Annotated in this window: 18 protein-coding genes, 2 tRNA genes and 2 pseudogenes; 4 read left to right on the top strand and 18 right to left on the bottom strand. The window is 48.6% G+C overall.

Going from position 1 to position 17,221, the window contains the following annotated elements:
- Positions 1 to 25 precede the first annotated feature (25 nt).
- Genes ccmD through ccmA form a run of 4 tightly spaced genes read right to left on the bottom strand, consistent with a single transcriptional unit; the run spans position 26 to position 2,377 of the window.
- Positions 26 to 250, bottom strand: coding sequence for a heme exporter protein CcmD (ccmD, locus tag ACJJIP_RS13430; RefSeq protein ID WP_020414747.1), 225 nt, complete (start codon positions 248 to 250; stop codon positions 26 to 28).
- A gap of 1 nt (position 251) precedes the next feature.
- Positions 252 to 995 carry a heme ABC transporter permease gene (locus ACJJIP_RS13435; protein WP_444901895.1) on the bottom strand — a complete coding sequence of 248 codons (744 nt, stop codon included), beginning with the start codon at positions 993 to 995 and terminating at the stop codon, positions 252 to 254.
- Between the two features lie 13 nt (positions 996 to 1,008).
- Positions 1,009 to 1,722 (bottom strand): heme exporter protein CcmB, encoded by a 714-nt coding sequence (gene ccmB / locus ACJJIP_RS13440; protein WP_020414745.1) that lies wholly within the window; start codon positions 1,720 to 1,722, stop codon positions 1,009 to 1,011.
- Entirely contained in the window at positions 1,709 to 2,377 is a 669-nt protein-coding gene (ccmA, locus tag ACJJIP_RS13445; protein ID WP_020414744.1) for a cytochrome c biogenesis heme-transporting ATPase CcmA, read from the bottom strand. The genes ccmB and ccmA overlap by 14 nt, the downstream gene beginning before the upstream one ends.
- A 317-nt stretch (positions 2,378 to 2,694) precedes the next feature.
- Here ccmA and ACJJIP_RS13450 point away from each other — a divergent pair, with 317 nt between their 5' ends.
- Positions 2,695 to 3,402 (top strand): 2OG-Fe(II) oxygenase, encoded by a 708-nt coding sequence (locus ACJJIP_RS13450; protein WP_020414743.1) that lies wholly within the window; start codon positions 2,695 to 2,697, stop codon positions 3,400 to 3,402.
- A 378-nt stretch (positions 3,403 to 3,780) separates the two neighbouring features.
- Here ACJJIP_RS13450 and ACJJIP_RS13455 read toward each other — a convergent pair whose 3' ends face one another.
- On the bottom strand, positions 3,781 to 3,963 hold the full coding sequence (locus ACJJIP_RS13455) for a PA3496 family putative envelope integrity protein (protein WP_020414742.1): 183 nt from the start codon (positions 3,961 to 3,963) through the stop codon (positions 3,781 to 3,783).
- A 444-nt stretch (positions 3,964 to 4,407) separates the two neighbouring features.
- Between ACJJIP_RS13455 and ACJJIP_RS13460 the strand changes: the two genes are divergently transcribed.
- Positions 4,408 to 4,483, top strand: a tRNA-Arg gene (locus tag ACJJIP_RS13460).
- Between the two features lie 30 nt (positions 4,484 to 4,513).
- Here the strand turns inward: ACJJIP_RS13460 and ACJJIP_RS13465 are convergent.
- The 5 genes and pseudogenes from ACJJIP_RS13465 to ACJJIP_RS13485 all read right to left on the bottom strand — a co-directional run bounded on the left by ACJJIP_RS13465 (position 4,514) and on the right by ACJJIP_RS13485 (position 8,110).
- Positions 4,514 to 4,651 carry a hypothetical protein gene (locus ACJJIP_RS13465; RefSeq protein ID WP_020414740.1) on the bottom strand — a complete coding sequence of 46 codons (138 nt, stop codon included), beginning with the start codon at positions 4,649 to 4,651 and terminating at the stop codon, positions 4,514 to 4,516.
- A gap of 160 nt (positions 4,652 to 4,811) precedes the next feature.
- A complete protein-coding gene (gene hdeA, locus ACJJIP_RS13470) occupies positions 4,812 to 5,252 on the bottom strand; it encodes an acid-activated periplasmic chaperone HdeA (protein ID WP_020414739.1) in 441 nt (146 codons plus the stop codon).
- Between the two features lie 484 nt (positions 5,253 to 5,736).
- Entirely contained in the window at positions 5,737 to 6,417 is a 681-nt protein-coding gene (locus ACJJIP_RS13475) for a hypothetical protein (RefSeq protein ID WP_444945332.1), read from the bottom strand.
- 460 nt (positions 6,418 to 6,877) lie between these two features.
- Entirely contained in the window at positions 6,878 to 7,378 is a 501-nt protein-coding gene (locus ACJJIP_RS13480) for a GmrSD restriction endonuclease domain-containing protein (protein WP_444945333.1), read from the bottom strand.
- 588 nt (positions 7,379 to 7,966) lie between these two features.
- Positions 7,967 to 8,110, bottom strand: a pseudogene (locus tag ACJJIP_RS13485) (DUF4113 domain-containing protein).
- A gap of 237 nt (positions 8,111 to 8,347) precedes the next feature.
- Here ACJJIP_RS13485 and ACJJIP_RS13490 point away from each other — a divergent pair.
- A complete protein-coding gene (locus tag ACJJIP_RS13490; protein ID WP_353375057.1) occupies positions 8,348 to 8,671 on the top strand; it encodes a hypothetical protein in 324 nt (107 codons plus the stop codon).
- Between the two features lie 91 nt (positions 8,672 to 8,762).
- Here the strand turns inward: ACJJIP_RS13490 and ACJJIP_RS13495 are convergent.
- From ACJJIP_RS13495 to ACJJIP_RS13505, 3 genes and pseudogenes are all read right to left on the bottom strand, one after another.
- Positions 8,763 to 8,915, bottom strand: a pseudogene (locus ACJJIP_RS13495) (DUF4113 domain-containing protein).
- Between the two features lie 1,014 nt (positions 8,916 to 9,929).
- Positions 9,930 to 10,017, bottom strand: a tRNA-Ser gene (locus tag ACJJIP_RS13500).
- A gap of 140 nt (positions 10,018 to 10,157) precedes the next feature.
- The gene (locus ACJJIP_RS13505; protein ID WP_353375056.1) at positions 10,158 to 10,724 is read right to left on the bottom strand and encodes a nitroreductase family protein; all 567 of its coding nucleotides are present in this window, start codon (positions 10,722 to 10,724) and stop codon (positions 10,158 to 10,160) included.
- Positions 10,725 to 10,963: 239 nt separating this feature from the next.
- Here ACJJIP_RS13505 and ACJJIP_RS13510 point away from each other — a divergent pair, with 239 nt between their 5' ends.
- A complete protein-coding gene (locus ACJJIP_RS13510) occupies positions 10,964 to 12,358 on the top strand; it encodes an adenylate/guanylate cyclase domain-containing protein (RefSeq protein ID WP_020414734.1) in 1,395 nt (464 codons plus the stop codon).
- 25 nt (positions 12,359 to 12,383) lie between these two features.
- Here ACJJIP_RS13510 and cyoD read toward each other — a convergent pair whose 3' ends face one another.
- The 5 genes from cyoD to ACJJIP_RS13535 form a co-directional block, all read right to left on the bottom strand.
- Complete coding sequence (cyoD, locus tag ACJJIP_RS13515) at positions 12,384 to 12,704, bottom strand: cytochrome o ubiquinol oxidase subunit IV (protein WP_020414733.1); 321 nt, start codon at positions 12,702 to 12,704, stop codon at positions 12,384 to 12,386.
- Positions 12,697 to 13,329 carry a cytochrome c oxidase subunit 3 gene (locus ACJJIP_RS13520; RefSeq protein WP_020414732.1) on the bottom strand — a complete coding sequence of 211 codons (633 nt, stop codon included), beginning with the start codon at positions 13,327 to 13,329 and terminating at the stop codon, positions 12,697 to 12,699. The genes cyoD and ACJJIP_RS13520 overlap by 8 nt, the downstream gene beginning before the upstream one ends.
- 8 nt (positions 13,330 to 13,337) lie before the next feature.
- A complete protein-coding gene (locus ACJJIP_RS13525) occupies positions 13,338 to 15,407 on the bottom strand; it encodes a cbb3-type cytochrome c oxidase subunit I (RefSeq protein WP_444945334.1) in 2,070 nt (689 codons plus the stop codon).
- Complete coding sequence (locus ACJJIP_RS13530) at positions 15,404 to 16,435, bottom strand: cytochrome ubiquinol oxidase subunit II (RefSeq protein WP_444945335.1); 1,032 nt, start codon at positions 16,433 to 16,435, stop codon at positions 15,404 to 15,406. The genes ACJJIP_RS13525 and ACJJIP_RS13530 overlap by 4 nt, the downstream gene beginning before the upstream one ends.
- A 238-nt stretch (positions 16,436 to 16,673) precedes the next feature.
- On the bottom strand, positions 16,674 to 17,219 hold the full coding sequence (locus ACJJIP_RS13535; protein ID WP_353375053.1) for a hypothetical protein: 546 nt from the start codon (positions 17,217 to 17,219) through the stop codon (positions 16,674 to 16,676).
- Between the last annotated feature and the right edge of the window lie 2 nt (positions 17,220 to 17,221).

Here is a 17,221-nt window from a genome sequence, read left to right on the forward strand (position 1 = left end):
ATCTAAACCTGTGAACCGGCACAGCCTATGCGGGCTCCTTTACAGCTTGCCTCGCTGCTTTCACCTTTTGGCGCCGCTGGCTAATCCGTTGCTGATGTTGCAGTTCCCGCTGCAGACGGCGGCGGGCAAGTCGGGGATAAAGAGCCATGGCAGCCAGTGCTGCAAAAGTAACGGCGTAAGAGATCCACACGAAGATACCGTGGCCGTCCATCGCCAGGAAATCTGCAAAACTGGAAAACTGGAACTCCACGTTATTTTCCTCCCGCTAATTCCTGTTGTGCCCACTGGGTGCGAATCTCCCGGCGCAATAACAGAGCGCGAGTATGGGTCAGCAGGGTCCAGGCGTACATACAGTAAAAACCGATGATCATGGTCAGCAATGGGTAGAACATACTCGGATCGATGCTGCTGGATTCTGTAAGGCGGATGGTGGCAGGCTGGTGCAGAGTAAACCACCAGTCTACCGATTTGTAGATAATCGGAATATTCACCGTGCCTACCAGGGCAAGGAGTGCGCTGGCTTTATCGGCCACTTGCTCACGGCTGACAGCTTGCGACAAGGCCATCACACCGATATACAGGAATAACAGAATCAACATGGAGGTTATACGAGCATCCCATACCCAGTAAGTGCCCCAGGTAGGCTTGCCCCAAACAGCACCGGTGAAAAGGGAAATAAAAGTTAGCACCGCACCGATAGGCGCTGCGGCCCGCATCACCGCAAAGGAAAGCTTCATCTTCCAGATAAGGCCGATAGCCCCACTGATCGCCATAATGTAGTAGCCGGCCAGGGCCAGGAAAGCAGCTGGCACATGAATAAAAATAATGCGATAGCTATTGCCCTGCTTGGCATCTTCCGGCGCAAAACCAAGTCCCCAAACAGTACCCACTGACAACAATACAACACTTGCCAGTGCCAGCCAGGGAAGCCACACATTGGTCTTCTGATAAAACCAACGCGGCGAACCTAAACGGTGAAACCATTGCCAAGCCAAGAAGACCTCCGAATCAATTATCCAGGCTGATACGTATCGCCCCGGCAGCAGCGAGCGGAGCAAGGGCTGCAGCGGCGGCCAGCAGAGCGGCCAAAATCGCCAGCTGTGCGCTGTAGGCATAGCCATCAATAGCCGCCTGCACCGCGCCGGTGCCGAAGATTAGCACGGGCACATACAAGGGCATAACAATTAGCGCCAGCAGCAGACCGGGGCGACGCAGAGCTACTGTGAGCGCCGCGCCTATTGCGCCTATCAAACTGAGGCTTGCCGTCCCTAGGAACAGCGAAATAAATAAGCAGAGATATCCCTCGACGGGGAGATTCAGCATCAATGCCAACAACGGCGATAAAAGCGCTAGTGGCAACCCGGTAGCAACCCAGTGCACCAATGACTTTGCCAATACGGCAAAATATAGAGGTTGCGGCAATAGGGTTAACTGCTCCAGGGTTCCGTCCTCAAAGTCTCCGCGGAACAGGCTCTCCTGGGAGAGCATGGTGGCGAGTAGAGCCATCACCCAGATCATTCCGGGGGCCATTTTTGCCAATAGATCGGGCTCCGGTCCTACTCCAAGGGGTAGAAGCGCGAGCACTGTGACAAAAAACAGCAAGGGGTTAGCAATATCTGCCCGCTTACGCAGGGCCAGTAGCATTTCAATCCGGAAGAGTGCAACAAAACCGGGGCTTGTACGGGCTTCACTCACCGGGGGTTGGACATCAACTGAAGACATGCTCTCCCCCGATATCTGTAAAAGACTCATCGACTACAAAGTCAGACAGATCGATAAAATCGAGCCCAGGTAAGGCCAGTGGTTGATGAGAGGTCAGGAGTATGGAACCACCCTTATCCATATGCGCAGACATCTGCTTTTCCAGCGCAGCCACCCCGGCAACATCCAGGGCAGTCAAGGGCTCATCAAGGACCCACAAACGTGGCGCCTGCGGCAAGAACATCCGGGCCAGGGCTACTCGGCGGTTTTGCCCAGCAGACAGGCTATGGCACAAACTGTGCTCAAAACCGAACAAATCCACCCTATCAAGAGCCTGCAGAGCAGACTCATTATCTGCCCCATACCAGGTGAGGTTTTCCAAGGGAGTTAATCCAGCCCGTACCCCACCCCGATGGCCGATATATAGTAGGGACTCACGCATTCCCCGCAAAGCCTCAGGGAAAGGATTGCCGCGCCAGAGGATCTCTCCGCTAAAATCACTGGAACTGCCAATTAAGGTGCGCAACAGTGTGGTTTTACCCGCCCCATTGGCACCTTTAACCTGGATCGCAGCCCCGCTTGGGAGTGAGAAATCAAGGCCCTCAAACAAGCGACGACCATCCCTTTCACAGGCGAGGTCGCGTACTTGCAATACAACTGGGGACTTGGAAGTCACAGACATTGCTTGGATAAAACCGCTCTGACGAAAATCTGAACGGCATTATACCGGCACTTGCGCCAAATGCATGGTATTCAACGCAACCTATCTCACATGCCCTTGATTTCAAGCAAGGCAAAGCCAGAAATCGGGGCAGTATTTGTACGCTGGTATTGGCCCGAGAGCCTGGCTCTGATACTTTTCGCACTGTCGTGAGGCGGCGCCAAGTGCCGTATGCCCAAGTGAACCAGGGCTGAAACTCTGTGGTCGACATCAACAAAAACTTCGATGTGACCCGGTGGCTACACCGGACCAGTTTGTAAGGATGCACAATAATGACTAGCCCTGCTGCTGAAGCCAGCCGCTGGCTCAATGCCAGTGACTTGACCGGCGAAGATATCCTGATTAACCGCCAGCCCTTCCCATTCTTTGTAGCCCAGAAAGTTTTGAACGAAAACATGATGTCTTCATTTATTGAAGACTTTCCGCGCCTTAAAGGCGCTGGCTACCTCCCCCATGAAAAGGAGGAATGCGGGACTTCCATTAATACCTTGATCACCCAGTTTACCGATCCGGAATTTGCCAATGCCATCGGCGACAACCTGGGCATTGAACAGCTCTCCCAATACCCAACTTATGTCTCCATCAGCCGCACCTTGAAAAAGCGACACGGCAGGATTCATACCGACGGTAAATCCAAAATCGCTACCGCCCTGCTCTACCTCAACCCTGAGTGGACCGTGGATGGCAACGGCTGCCTACGTTTCCTTAAGCGCATAGATGACTTCGAAGATACTGTTGCGCCTGAAGTCTCTCCTGTCTACGGCACCCTTGCTGCCTTTAAGCGCGCGGATAATTCGTTCCACGGCCATTTGCCTTTTGAGGGGCAGCGAATGGTTATCCAGGTAGCCTGGCTGGTAAGTGCTGCTGACAAAGAGCGTAAAGCCAAGCGCGGCAAGTTATCCCATAAGCTAAAGCAACTGTTGGGCTGGTTTGGCGGCAAGCAAAGTAAAGGGGATGAAGGAACAGCTACACAAATGTAATTAAATGCCAAAGGTGCGGCTCCTGGGCCGCCTTTGCTTGCAATTCCTTATAGAGCGCTCATTCCTGCTTAAAAGCGCATAGAGAACCACTACTTAGTTACAAAGTCATTAGCGGCAAAACTCTACGTAGTAATAGAGAAATTCTGAGCGCTGGACGTCAGCATTTAATTGCATCAGCGATAATTGGGGCGTTATTGATAGATTTTCCCATCAACTACTTATCAGCTAATTTCAATGGAAATTAATCCGTGGGAAATTTATTAGCAATGAATAAAGCAGTAAATAAATGGATGTAATTAGTTCTCAAATTGTACGGGGCTTTAGTGGCAACCCCGTACAACCCTAAAATAATTGGTAACTTAAATCCCTTTTGAGTATTTAGTTTTCAAAATCATAATCCATTAACTCCCGCCTCAAGCGTATCTCCTCCAGTTTATCCTCCACCATCCTGCGCGCGTCACGCGGCGGCTGGGAAGTAGCCTGCTTTAGTACTTCATTAGCTATTTGTGGAATATCCACACTGTCAAAATCCATGTACTTTTCGTTAACGTTACCGCTCATACGAAACTCCATAATCTTGATTCGCGAAAGCAGAAATATCCTTATTGCACCTTGGGTGCCACTGCAGATTAGCGATGCTAAACAATCATGGTCAAGCAAAAATTTACACCTAAACAATGACAAATTGACTTCAATCAGATTCCGCTTTTCAGCACGCAAAAATGTCCGCCAAATTGCGTTTTTCAAACACAAAATCAACGATGGCACAGCAAATAATTATGAAAAAATTTCGAAAACCGCACAGATAGGAAACAGCGGGTAATGCGGTAACTAGAGCTTCTGCCTGTTACCTAGAGTGACAGGTCTACTCGCGAGTATCGGCGAATAATGAAACTAAGCAGATAGACGTTGAGGGTGCAGGATGACATGACATTTGCCGGCATACCGGATAGAATGGCCGCCCTTCGCACCCATAGCCAGATACAAAGTTCGGTTAAAGTGCCTGCCCCCGTCGGTTAACAGGATAAACCACGGACCTCCTAAGTCCGGACTGGTGGTTCGAGTCCACCCGGGGGCGCCATCTCTATCCCCCTTATGCTATAGAAAAGCGCTACAGAGGGAACGCCTTGGCTGAGTGCATAAACAGCGCCATGAAGAGGCCCGCCAGTAGCACCGCACCCCAAAACAGCCTGGCAGAACGATTAATGTTCCGTCCACGCTTCACACCATCCCTAACAGACTTCCCCATAGCACAACTCCATTTGACTACTTGATTACCCGGCAACGATCGCAGCTCCAACTCTAGCCGGTTTGAAAACTTACCAATAGCCTATACCCCGCCAAAGGTAAGCTTCAAGACCAGAATAGACGAAACCCGGCCGAAGCCGGGTATCATCCAACGCAGTGGGCTACTGCTTCTGTTTTTGCTTCTGCATATTGTTGCTGCCGTTGGTACCACTGTTATTGCCATCGGTACCCATGTTATTGCCGCCACCCTGCATGTTCATCATTTGCTTCGCCTTGTCCTTACCGTGGTGGCGCCCCATCTTGTGCCACTCATCCTTAAACTTGGCCCAGAAGGACTCTTTTGGCGCGTTGGCACAGGCGGTGATAATCATTGGTGTCACCTTTTCGGTGCCCTCGATATCCAACATATCGCCCTCTTCCTTACCGCGCTTTGAATAAGCCGCAGCCCAATAGACTGCTTTAGGCTTAAACTCATCATCAATGGCCAGGAAATCTGCACAAGTCCAGTCCTTCGCCGGCTTCTTGGGATGAGAATCCGCAAGGGCAGCAGAAGCAGCAAGACTGGCAATTACCAAAGGAAGGATGTACTGCTTGCTTTTCACAATAAGATCTCCAAAGTTTCCAGGGCTATCACCCTGTAAATCAATTGCAGGTAATGTGCTATCCGCTCGCTTCCCAGGAGCTGGCAGGTTGAGACTAGCTATTCATGCCTAAAAACACTGAAAGCAATGGGCAACTGGTAAAGCCCGTCTCTACACCACACCTTTTACAGCGGAAACTCTAGCCAGGACACCTCTTTAAAGACTGTCTGGCCCATTGAAAGAATAGACGCATTTTTCATTTTTTGGCGCGAGATCCAAAAAAATGCTAAGCAGCCTTTGATATCACTTCTTGTGAAGCCAGAAGCTCCAGTTTTAACCCTCCAGCAGAAAGTAAAGTAAGCAAGACCAGTGGAACAGACAAAGTCATCCCACTGATAATGCCAAGAGGGGGCCAATGAAGACAAACACTAGGAAGTGGAGGCGATAATAACCACAACAAAATACTTGCCTTCTCTACACTGAAGTATAATTAGTCAGCACGAAACTATTCCGTAGCACCATTAACAGCGTTAGCAGCTTCCCAAGTCTGCCTATTACTGCTCTTTCCTAATAAAGAAATACCCATCCAGATAAACCAGCCTATTTGAGTGACACCAAAAATTTCCGTGAGAATATCAGCAGGGTAAACGGTCGCAATTCCAGCGACTCCTACTATCACTCCAAGGTAATTTAATGGGCGGGAGAAAACCCTTGCTTGCAACGCAACCACGCTAATCAGCAAGACCCAAAGCCCACCAACCAACTCATTCCCTCCACCAAGGCTCTCAACCAACAGGTATATAACACCCCAAGCTTCAAAAGCTTTTTCTACATTGACCTCGGAGAGCCCCAAGGCATAAGCAAGCCCAATATTCGCAATCATACCGCTAGCAATCACAAGACCAACCCAGATTGCCCCAAATAAGGAAGCTAGAGCTGTGATCCTCCTGCCTCTATTCCTGAGCTTTTCATAAAGGCAAACCACCAAACACCCCAAAAAGACAGCAAACACCAGGTACATTAATATATAAACACTACTAAATAGCAGTTGATTTTCTGCCAGAAATGCCATCTTTTCAGTAGGACTTCCACCCGATGGAAAGGCCCAAAAAAATCCAAAAAATAAAAAAGCGGCAATATAGATTAGCCCCATACATATTGATGAAACTCCGGCAACCCTGTCCATACTGTTATCCTTTATTCTTCCACTAAACCAGGAAATTACTTCCCTACCTAAAAGGCTCTCACCCCATAAGAAGCACTTTAATTATGCAACCTATAGACACGTTCTCGACAACACCCCAACTTACCACAAGGTCAAGTAGTCGCAGAACTTATCACCCAAGGCAACGAAGCGCAGTAGTATTGCGGTACAAGTAGATAGTTATGCCAAGATATTTAGAATCACGGTCCCAAGATCTTAAACAACTATAACCAGCACGCTTTTAATTAATCAACCTGGCTCCGAGGCACAGAATACCTAGACATATTAATCAGACGAAAGAATATAAAACAAAAAAAATTCAAAAAGAGAGATTACCGATAAAAGGGTAAGCAATAATTTAGAATAAGCAGAACTCAATCAAAAATTGCCCCTTCAAAAGTCAATATAAATTGCCAAGTGAAGGTACATCTCACTATTTACTTCACTGATCGAGCCCATACTTCCTGGCGATAGCCATGAACTGCCGCCTATATACGCTTCGGGCTGGCTGATATGGAGGTAACCACTCAGTCGGCCCCTTACCACCCTTACGTTGATTGTGGCCATCATCCACCAGCCAAAGATTAGCTGGATCTTCGGCAAATGCCCTACGCTGCTCTCGACTCCAAGTGGAGCCACCATGTTTATGGGCCCAGGAAAGCGGTACTATATGCTCTACATCCAAGTCCGATGCCTTTTCAAAAAACTGCCCTGTATATGGGTCTATCCATAAACCGGACACCACTGTACAACCTTTTTCATTGTTAAAAACTACCGGAGCCAGTGAAAGCCTTATCAAAAGCTCTTGGCGAGTATTCTGGCAATCTCCATCCACATCAGCCCAACCAGGCAACCACTCACTACGATTGTAAGACTGAGGCGCAACCTCATAACATCCGCTTACTGAGAGCAAGGAAATCAATAACAAAGACTTAAGTCGCATAAAACTAAACTGCGGCAAATTACTACTAGGCAGGTATTTTGGTTGCCCCCTGGAGTTGAGTCAATAAAGCATTCAATTATCCAAGATGGAAATGCCAATAGTATTACACCGGACAAAGCGAGGGGAGCTTACTGCTTATGGGTTTCGATCAATTTCCCGCGACAGGAGAGAAGAAGGCATTTCGCAATAAGGAACAAATACTGGATAGTACTTGAGAATTTTATAGAAGCCGCCTGTCGGAGCGGCGTCCTCTTTGAAAACGATAATTACTTATGGTCGACTAGGCAACTTAAGCAACCTCAGCCTGGTAGTAGGAGGGTTTCATAAAGGCACTCATATACTGCAGCAGTATTGACTAAAACAGCCCTCTAACTCTCGTGATTGCTAGCTTTCCGGGGAATCTCTGTCTAAGAAAACTACCCTTTATTGCTCATTTTTGCTCTATATAGATCAATAATTTAGGAGCAAATCTTAGACATTTTATGGGGCGCCAATCCCTGCTGTATATTTATACAAATGCACTCATTTTAACCTACTGAGGGCTTTGCAAAGTATGAAATCTATCGGAATCTAATTAGTACAATCAGATTAAGTTGTCACTTTAGGCAAATCACCCCATTTAGTGGTGTAGGCAGGCGACGTATAAGCCTACCGCATCTTCCATTTCTTCTAGATACCTTCAGCCCCGAGAAACAGAGTCCCCCGGCCAAACTTGTGGTTGATACTATCAATAGTCTCACTTGGCTTTGCAGATTGATCTGGCGTGACTAGATCATCCCGACCTAGCCTTTCTCAACAGCTTCACAGTTACCTCCAGATCACCAATTGAGAATGGAGTTCTGCTCATTCAAACTCTAATTGAAATAATGCAGTTCATACGGCAAAGTGCGCTGCCAGATTGCCTTGAAGTGGATAGTGATTACTATTACGCAAGCATAAGATTTGGACACTTAATTAATTAGGAAACCTATGAAAAAGCCTACGCTGCTAACCTCACTGCTTATAATGCTGGCATCAATCCCAGCACATTCCGCACAAACAATTGGAACCATCAGCTACTACTATTCAACCGCTAATGGAGCCGTTGCACTTAAATTGAAAGAAGGGTTTAGCGACGAAGCAAAAGCTGAATGCCCAACAAATAATGGCTACGCAGGCATAAGTAGCGACGATGACCCAATCTTGAAATCTACACTGCTATCCGCCGCTATAGCGGAGAAAGAAGTAAGGCTGAATGTTGAAGGTTGTCAAAGCTCCTGGATAAAAATCAACGCAGTCTACGTAAACATCTAGTTAAAAAACCTTAGCAGCAATGGCAGCCCTCCCCAAATAACTGCCACTGCTCTTGGCATAAAACTCCTAAAGCGCTGCTTCCGGTAACAACTCAAGCCATCACCTGAAGCAAGTCCCACCACCAAGTGGTATAGGCAGGCGATGTATAAGCCTGCCGCATCTTTCATTTCTTCTGGATGCCTTCAGCCCCCAGGAAAGGAGTGCCCCGACCAAACTTGCAGTTGATGCTATCACTGGCTTGCATAGTCTCCCTGGCCCTTGCCGATTGACCTGGCGTGAACAGATCACCCTACCCTAGCGCGCTCGGGATAATCTCAACGAGCCTCACTCCTGCTTTCATATAGCGGCACTTTTATACCGTTGCGGTTATCGGAGATTTCCGGCTTATGCTTGCCCAGCGTGGTTATCAGCTTGCCTGAGACAGCCCAAGACAGCCCACAAACGGTGGTGCTGGACTCGATATTACTCTGCCTACCGTCAAGAAAAAGTATGTGGCGGGCGGTATTGGATTGAATTATCGACAGGTCGCGTTGGCCGTGCAACTTAACTAAATCGACTCTGACGAAGCCGCTTTAGTTAAGCCAATCTTGTCCGGGCAGTTGCACTAGAACAGCTAACAGATAAGGGGTAATTCCATACTAAAGAAGATAAAAACAAGAAGTAGGAAATATTTATGAACATGACGCCTTTACTCACCAGGTAATAATTTTCTAAAAAGCAAACCAAGTCAGTAAAAATACATGATGCAGATACGAGCGAGATAAACACTGAAAAGATAAAAGGCGCCGCTGTGACTCAAAGCAAAGGCAGCAAGTTAAATTCGCAACTGCAATCCATTCAATTGAGCTAACCAAACCCGCGCAACTTTGTCCGTAGAGGAAATGCCAACAGACAAGAAGAGCCACAATAAGGGGGAAACCCATAGAAGCGTTTAAACCGAATGAACATACCAAGTTGTATTTACGCTCACCTTAGATCGAACGATTCACCGGCTATAAGCACAGCAGCATTACCGGGTAGCCAATGAAAAGATATCTCTCCATAGCAGCACTCAATAGGTCCTGGCGCTATCGGTTGGGGCAGCCAGAAAATAAAAGCTTGAATAGAGAATTAACTAGATAGTGCCGCTTTAAATAGTTGAGGCCCATCTGACAAACGAATATCTATACAGTCAGCATAATAATTGCCGAAAAGATAACGGAGAGTTAAGCAGTAAACAGAAATAAAAAAGCCCGGCATAAACCGGGCTTTTAGTAGATGGCGGTGAGGGAGGGATTCGAACCCTCGATGCCTTTCGACATACACACTTTCCAGGCGTGCTCCTTCGACCACTCGGACACCTCACCAAATTGTCACCCTCTGGGAGGGCAATCCGCCTTTCAGCGGGGATCTCTCTTTAGAGAAATCTTCAAGAAAATCAGGAAGATAGCTGCTGTGTCGTCGAGAGAGCGCGCACTTTACCCAAATGTTTCCTGATGTGCAAGTACTATTGTGCATTCCATTGGGAAAAATATGTATCCACCTGTAAATCCGGTGCCTGGCGGGGAGCTTTATCCGGGGTCCCACAGTAAATAAAACCATCTATACGCTCATTTTCCGCAAGGCCGAGCCCCTCAGCAACCACCGGGTTACTGGCCAGGGGGCCAGTACGCCAGTAGGCGCCAACACCCTCTGCGAAGGCAGCGGTGAGCATAGCCTGTACGGCGCCCGCAGTAGACATATGCTGCTCCATGTGAGGTACCTTGGGATGCTCCTGTAGACGGGTGATAGCCACAATGATCAAAGGCGCTCGCAGCGGCATAGCCAATGTACGCTTGCGCTGGGCTTCCACTAGTGGAGCGCCTTCAGCTTGTTCAGCCGCCTGCAGGAATAGCTCCCCCAATCGATTACGCTCCTGGCCCTCTATTAGCAGGAAGCGCCAGGGGCGCAAACAGGCGTGGTCCGCCGCGCGAAGGGCGGCGCGAAAGATGTTCTGGCGCTGCTGTTCATTGGGAGCTGGCTCAATAAGCTTTCCCGTTGAGACTCTGTTATGCAAGGCGGTCAGGGCATCCATCGTTTTCTCCAGTTGAAGTCTGAGCGCGGAGTGTACCCTAACCAGCCTACGTAGCGCATACGTGCGCCCCGTATTAAAACCCAGTATAAATATCGGTTTTTTAGCAATCTGGCTTTTGGAGGAGTACACTTCGCCCAGTAAATCGATGCACTGCGAGTAAAAGCCAGGGATATTGAAACCGGTTACGGGCCGCTCGCTATATGTATAATTCCGCTAAACGGACAAAAAGATAACCACAGATGCAGGACAAGCTTGAGGGGAACACAGAGCGGGGCATTAGCCCCCATTACTCTACCTATTTCCGCACCTTAATTTGTTTTGCGGCTACGGGCACCCTGGCAAATACTGTCGATTGGTCTTCTCCATGGCAACTGGACAAGCTGATTACAATTGGCATAGCAGTATTACTACTCGCTTACTGCGGCTTTGCCCAATTCCTGCTTTATAAGTCCCGCGATAAAAAAGCCTATAAAACCCGGCGCTGTCTATCCTTTATCGATACCATATTTGTTGGTATCACTATCGCATTAGCCAATTTCAGCATGTTGCCATCATTGCTGTTTGTCACTGTGGTGCAGCTCAATGCCCTGACTCAGGGCGGTGGCAGAAAGTGGTTTGAACACAACACAGGCCTTCTCGTCGGTGTTGTAGTTGGCTACCTGATACACAGACCGGCACTGTTGATTAATGCCGACCTCACTATTAGCACCGTGAGTTTAATAGGCATCCTCGCCTATTTATGTGCCTATGCATTTTTTACCCACCGACAAATCAGCCAGCTCAAGGAGGCCAATCATGCCCTCACCACCGAGCAACGTGTAAGTAAGGTACGCTCCTATAAACTCTCCAAATATCTGCCGCAGCGCCTATGGCGTTCTATTACTACTGGTGATGAAGAGGCCCTGACTACACAGCGTAAGCTGTTGACAGTTTTCTTTTCAGACATCAAGGATTTCAGCCAGCTTACCGAGGAGCTGGAGGCTGAAACCTTTACTCTATTGCTCAATAACTACCTTTCAGAAATGGCACGTATCGCCGGCCAATACGGCGGCACCATCGATAAATTTATCGGTGATGCGGTTATGGTGGTATTTGGGGATGATGAAAGCAAGGGCCCCAAATCTGATGCTCTGCGCTGTGTCGCTATGGCCTTGGCCATGCGCAAGCGGGTTCGTGAGATGAAGCAGGAGTGGTACAACAAGGGGATCTCCCGCCCCTTGCAAGTGCGAATGGGAATTAATACAGGTTACTGTACTGTTGGAATCTTTGGCACAGCCAACTACCAGTCCTATACCGTAATGGGCACCCATGTGAACTTGGCTTCACGCCTTGAGGGTGCGGCCCAGCCTGGGGAAATCCTGATCAGCCATGAGACCTGGGCAATGATCAAGCACACGGTTATGTGCCGTGATAAAGGCCATATCACTGTTAAAGGCATCAGCACCCCGGTTAAGGTTTACCAGGTGACAGACCTGCGTAAAAACCTCGGTGGTCAACAAAGCTACCTGGAAGAACACGCCCCGGGTTTCTCTATGCACCTGGATCTGGATAAGATACGTAATTATGACAAGGGCAAGGTGCTGCAATCCCTGGAGAAAGCCACCTCAAGCCTCAAAAGCAAGGTCATTATCTAGCTCGCCCGGTTTCTGCCAATTAGCTTTACATAGTGGTATGCATACGCACGGCCAGGTTCCCCATAATCCATGCAGTACCTACCACAATGATCAGCAGAATCAGGGTTGAAAAAAGAACCAAGGCCAGGTTGTCCCGTCCTTCTTTTTGTGTTGTAACATTCAAGAAGCACTTAAGTTGCACTGCCAGTTGCGCTACCCCAAGCAAACCAACCAAAATAAGTACGCTTTTATTTTCCCGCCCCACTGCCAAAACTGCCCAGAATGCCGCAATGGTAAGCACTACCGACAGAACATAACCGGTTAGGTAGGTACGTAAATGGGCCGCGTAACCGGATTTATTAGCCATATACCCATCCGCCAAAATAGACAACCGAGAAAATCCCGATCCAGATCAAGTCCAGAAAGTGCCAGAAAAGGGCCAGGCGCAGGAAGCGCAACTTGATAATATCCAGCATACCCACTTTGCATATCTGCACGATCAACACCAGCATCCATAAACAGCCGAAGCTGACATGTAAGCCGTGTAAGGGCACCAGGCCAAAGAAAGCTGATAAATAGCCACTGCGCTGGGGCACACCACCCTGTGCCGCCATTTGCGAAAAATCGTAGAGCTCCAATGTCAGGAAGCCCAACCCCAAAATTAGGGTTACCACCACCCAGAACAGAAAGCTCGCCTGGCTGCGTTGGTGCTTCATGGTGACAGTTGCAATGCCCACGGTAAGGCTACTGGTAAGCAGCAACATGGTTTGCGCGAATAAACTGCCAAAATCGAATAATTCCCTTGGTCCAGGACCACCTGCGGTAGCCCCAATCATGGTGATATAGATGGCGAAGACCACCCCAAAGAAAATGAGGTCACTCATCATAAAAACCCAGAACCCAAAGATCACCATATCCGGGTCTTTGTGAATCGCCCCAGGCACCTGGCCTGGGTTTACACTGGGGTTACTGGTCGAAGGGGTTCCGTTCATTTGTCAGCCTAGTGCTCCAACTTGGCGTACCCAACATTGGCAGGGGTATTTTCCAAATCCCTGCCAACCGCCCTGCTCTTCTTCACCTGCTCCAGCCACTTTTCCGTGTCTTCCTGCACCTGGCTTGCTGGGATTACCCGTTCACTGTCCCAACGGAAAGTGGAGGCTATTACTGCAACAATAATGGCCACAGCGGATATCAGCGCCAGCCACCAGATATACCAAACCAGCGCAAACATGAGGATGCCGCTCAACACACAGAGGAGAAAACCCAGCGGATTATTTTTTGGCACTTCGATATCACGGTAGACTTTTGGCGCCAGATAAGCGCGCCCCTGTTCCTTGGCCTCGGTAAACTCGTCCCGATCAGTGACCCTCGGCAGTTCGGCAAAGTTGTAAGAAGGCGCTGGAGCAGGAATTGACCACTCAAGAGACCGGCCATCCCACGGGTCCCCCACTGGAACACGGTTTTTATCCCTGTCTCTCAGGCTGACCACCAATTGCACCACCAAGCTGATTAATGCGCACAAAACCACCATGGCTCCAACAAATGCAACCAGCATGTAGGGTTTGAAAGTTAGGTCCATATAACTGAAGGAACGCCTTGGCATTCCCAACAGGCCAGCACCATATAGCGGGAAAAACGTCAGCATAAAACCGAGAACCCAAAGGAATGCCGACCAGCGCCCAAGCTTGTCATTGAGACGAAAACCAAAAGCCTTGGGGAACCAATAGTTGTATCCGGCGAGCAACCCAAACAGCACGCCCGGAATTAAAACATTGTGGAAGTGCGCCACCAGGAACAAGGTATTGTGTACCTGGAAATCCACGGTGGGATTAGCCAGGATCACACCGGATAGACCACCAATTACAAATAAAATCAAAAACCCGATGGAGTAAATCATCGGCGTGGTAAAACGGATTCGTCCCCGGTACATAGTCGCCATCCAATCGTAGACCTTCACTCCGGTAGGAACTGCAATCAACATGGTGGCAATACCAAACACAATATTAATTGTGGGGCTCTGACCCATGGTAAAGAAGTGATGCAGCCATACAGTAAAGCTCAACACACCAATACTCATAGTGGCGATCACCAGAGACTTGTAGCCATACAAGCGCTTTGCAGAAAAGGTAGAGAAAACTTCGGAAAATATGCCGTAGGCCGGTAGCACTAACAAATAAACTTCCGGGTGCCCGAACAGCCAAAACAGATTGGCATAGTTCATCATATTTCCACCGAGATCATTGGTGAAAAAGTGGAAATCCAGGTATCTATCGAAACCCAGCATCAACGCCGCCACACTTAAGGGTGGCATGGCAAATATCATCAAAATAGAGGAGCAAAGTACCGTCCAGCAAAACATCGGCATACGGAAGAATTTCATTCCGGCAGCGCGACATTTGATGATTGTAACGGTGAAATTAATACCCGTGAGGGTGGTACCGGCACCCGAAAACACAATGGCCCATATCCAATAATCGGGCCCGACACCTGGATTAAAATCCCCTCCGGTATAAGGTGGATAAGCAGACCAACCGCCAGTGGAAAATTCCCCTACCACCAGGGAAACCATTAATAAAATTCCAGATGCAACCGTAACTGCCAGGCTGATTTGATTAAGAACAGGGAAAGCAACATCCCGTGCACCAATCTGTAATGGCATCGCATAGTTAACCAACCCAACCACAAAAGGTACGGCAACAAAAAATATCATGATGGTGCCGTGGGTACTGAATAGCTGGGCAAAGTGATCGGCGTAGAGAAAACCATCTGGCGCGGCAGCCTGCTGCGCCCGCATTACCATTCCTTCCAGCAGCCCCCTGGTCATCATTACCAGTGCAAACACTATGTACATGATGCCAATTCTTTTGTGATCAGTACTGGTAAGCCATTCGGACCAGAGGGTGCCCCATACCCGGAACCAGGTCAGCAAGCCGAGAATTGCGACAGTGGCAATAATCACGATACTGCCGGCAGTACTGGCGACAAATTCGCTCACCGAGGGATCGGTGATTAATTTACTGAAAACAAGGGAGTCCCAATTTAGTTTGCCCAACCAACCGTATCCATTCATGGTTGCGCGCCCTCCACTTCCTTATCCCGTCCAAATTTCTCGGTGCCGGGCTGCTCCTCAATACTGAGGGGTTTACCGGAGTGGTAGCGCATCACTATATCCTGGAAGAGACTGGCATCTGGGAGAGTGAAATAAATGGCTTGGGCAGGCATTTGCGCCGTGGCCAGCTCTTTGTGCGCCTCCTCACGGGTGGTACGTGTCGCCAGGCGATTGTAAGTATCCTCATTTAACGGGATACCTGAGGCGCGAACTTGTGCTACCCAAGCCTGAAAATCCTCATCATTCTTAATGAACACATCAAATTTTTGGTCAGTAAAACCTTTCCCGGTAAATTGGGTGTTTTCCCCCTGGGTTTTCCCAAGCTTGGTGGCAATAAAATTCAACTTGGTCGTCATTCCTGGCATGACATAAATTTGTCCCGCCAACGCTGCAATGAGAAAAGACTGCATCACCGTATCACTGGTGAGAGTCATAGATACCGGTGTGTGTACCGGGACAACTAACTCCCCCACCGTGGCAATTTCCAGCTGCGGATAAATAAACAGCCACTTCCAATCGAGCCCCACCACTTCCACCTTAACAGGCGGTACCACTCCTTGAATTTCCTCGTAAGGATCCAGGCTAATCGTGGCACGCCAAAGCATGACCGAGAGCACCAGAATAACCAGGAAAGGCACGCCCCACATCACGACTTCCAGCGGGCCATAGACCTCCCATTTAGGCGTATAAATACCGGTACCTTTTTTGCGTCGGTATTTAAATAAAATAATTGGCACCAAAATAAAAACGGGCAACACAGCCACCATAGTGAGGGCTGTAGCCCAGAAGAAATGGGTTTTCTGCTCATGTGCCACTGGACCTAATGGCATCAGGAAGCTTTCGGATGCAAAGGTGGGATTGGCATTCAGTAAAAACAAAATAATTACGGGCAGAGCCAATACTGGCCGGGGAAAAAAGTGAGAAAACCACCTAAAAAACTGTATAAAGTTCTGAGAAAACCCCATTGGCGTGTCAACTTTCCAATCCATTGTAAAGCCTACCGACGAAAGGACTCGCTGGCACCCATTTCAGGCTACCGGTTACACTAAAACAGTCGCGACACCCTACGATTTAAAGCCAAGTACTCCCTGTACTCACCGGGCACTATTATGCGACTTGTCTCACCAGAATAGCTGATTAAAATATTCTTTAACCTCGTGTACTCTCCTGCTGGGCTAAGTTTCTGGCGGACGATTACATTTAATCGGCGATTGAAGAGTTATCACCCTAGAAAACACCATCCTTCATCATTTCCTGAAGAACCGTCTCCACATACTCCAGAGCATCCCCCTCCCGTGGCCGACGAATTTCTCCGTCAATGTAATTCACCAGAAAGGTTTCAGTTTTCAATGACCAATACAGCTCCTCACTCGGGCCCTCATAGAGCCGGGTTTCCACTATGGCAACCTGGGAGTTAGAGATATTCCGGTTCAAATGTTTGAACTCACTTAGCTGTGTTACTAACAGCGTATCGAATTGATAAGCTGCCAGCACTTCGGCGACCTCTTCCATGGATGGGACCTCGTGCCCCGTTGCAAAATCACTCCAGGAGTAGGCCTGTATCTCGTAGCGGCTCAATTCATCAATCCAAACATCTTCAACATGAATTCCAACGATTGGACGAGGTACCGTTGTGTAGGTCAATACCAGAGTTTTCCCCAGAGGGCGTGCACTTATATATGGAGAATGCCAGCTATGAATAACTATGGTTCTCGCAGAATGGCAGCTGTACACACACAGGAAGGCCAGAAGTAAAACTCCTCTAATAACCACTG

It is taken from the genome of Microbulbifer variabilis (genome assembly GCF_052467165.1).

What these genes read in the sequence shown, in the direction of transcription:
- ACJJIP_RS13465 (WP_020414740.1), bottom strand. Translation starts at nt 4,651, where the DNA reads ATGGGGAAGTCTGTTAGGGATGGTGTGAAGCGTGGACGGAACATTAAT.
- ACJJIP_RS13520 (WP_020414732.1), bottom strand. Translation starts at nt 13,329, where the DNA reads ATGAACGGAACCCCTTCGACCAGTAACCCCAGTGTAAACCCAGGCCAG.
- ACJJIP_RS13505 (WP_353375056.1), bottom strand. Translation starts at nt 10,724, where the DNA reads ATGGATGCCCTGACCGCCTTGCATAACAGAGTCTCAACGGGAAAGCTT.
- ACJJIP_RS13525 (WP_444945334.1), bottom strand. Translation starts at nt 15,407, where the DNA reads ATGAATGGATACGGTTGGTTGGGCAAACTAAATTGGGACTCCCTTGTT.
- ACJJIP_RS13475 (WP_444945332.1), bottom strand. Translation starts at nt 6,417, where the DNA reads ATGGACAGGGTTGCCGGAGTTTCATCAATATGTATGGGGCTAATCTAT.
- ACJJIP_RS13450 (WP_020414743.1), top strand. Translation starts at nt 2,695, where the DNA reads ATGACTAGCCCTGCTGCTGAAGCCAGCCGCTGGCTCAATGCCAGTGAC.
- ACJJIP_RS13510 (WP_020414734.1), top strand. Translation starts at nt 10,964, where the DNA reads ATGCAGGACAAGCTTGAGGGGAACACAGAGCGGGGCATTAGCCCCCAT.
- ACJJIP_RS13530 (WP_444945335.1), bottom strand. Translation starts at nt 16,435, where the DNA reads ATGGATTGGAAAGTTGACACGCCAATGGGGTTTTCTCAGAACTTTATA.
- cyoD (WP_020414733.1), bottom strand. Translation starts at nt 12,704, where the DNA reads ATGGCTAATAAATCCGGTTACGCGGCCCATTTACGTACCTACCTAACC.
- ccmB (WP_020414745.1), bottom strand. Translation starts at nt 1,722, where the DNA reads ATGTCTTCAGTTGATGTCCAACCCCCGGTGAGTGAAGCCCGTACAAGC.
- ACJJIP_RS13490 (WP_353375057.1), top strand. Translation starts at nt 8,348, where the DNA reads ATGAAAAAGCCTACGCTGCTAACCTCACTGCTTATAATGCTGGCATCA.
- ACJJIP_RS13455 (WP_020414742.1), bottom strand. Translation starts at nt 3,963, where the DNA reads ATGAGCGGTAACGTTAACGAAAAGTACATGGATTTTGACAGTGTGGAT.
- ACJJIP_RS13480 (WP_444945333.1), bottom strand. Translation starts at nt 7,378, where the DNA reads ATGCGACTTAAGTCTTTGTTATTGATTTCCTTGCTCTCAGTAAGCGGA.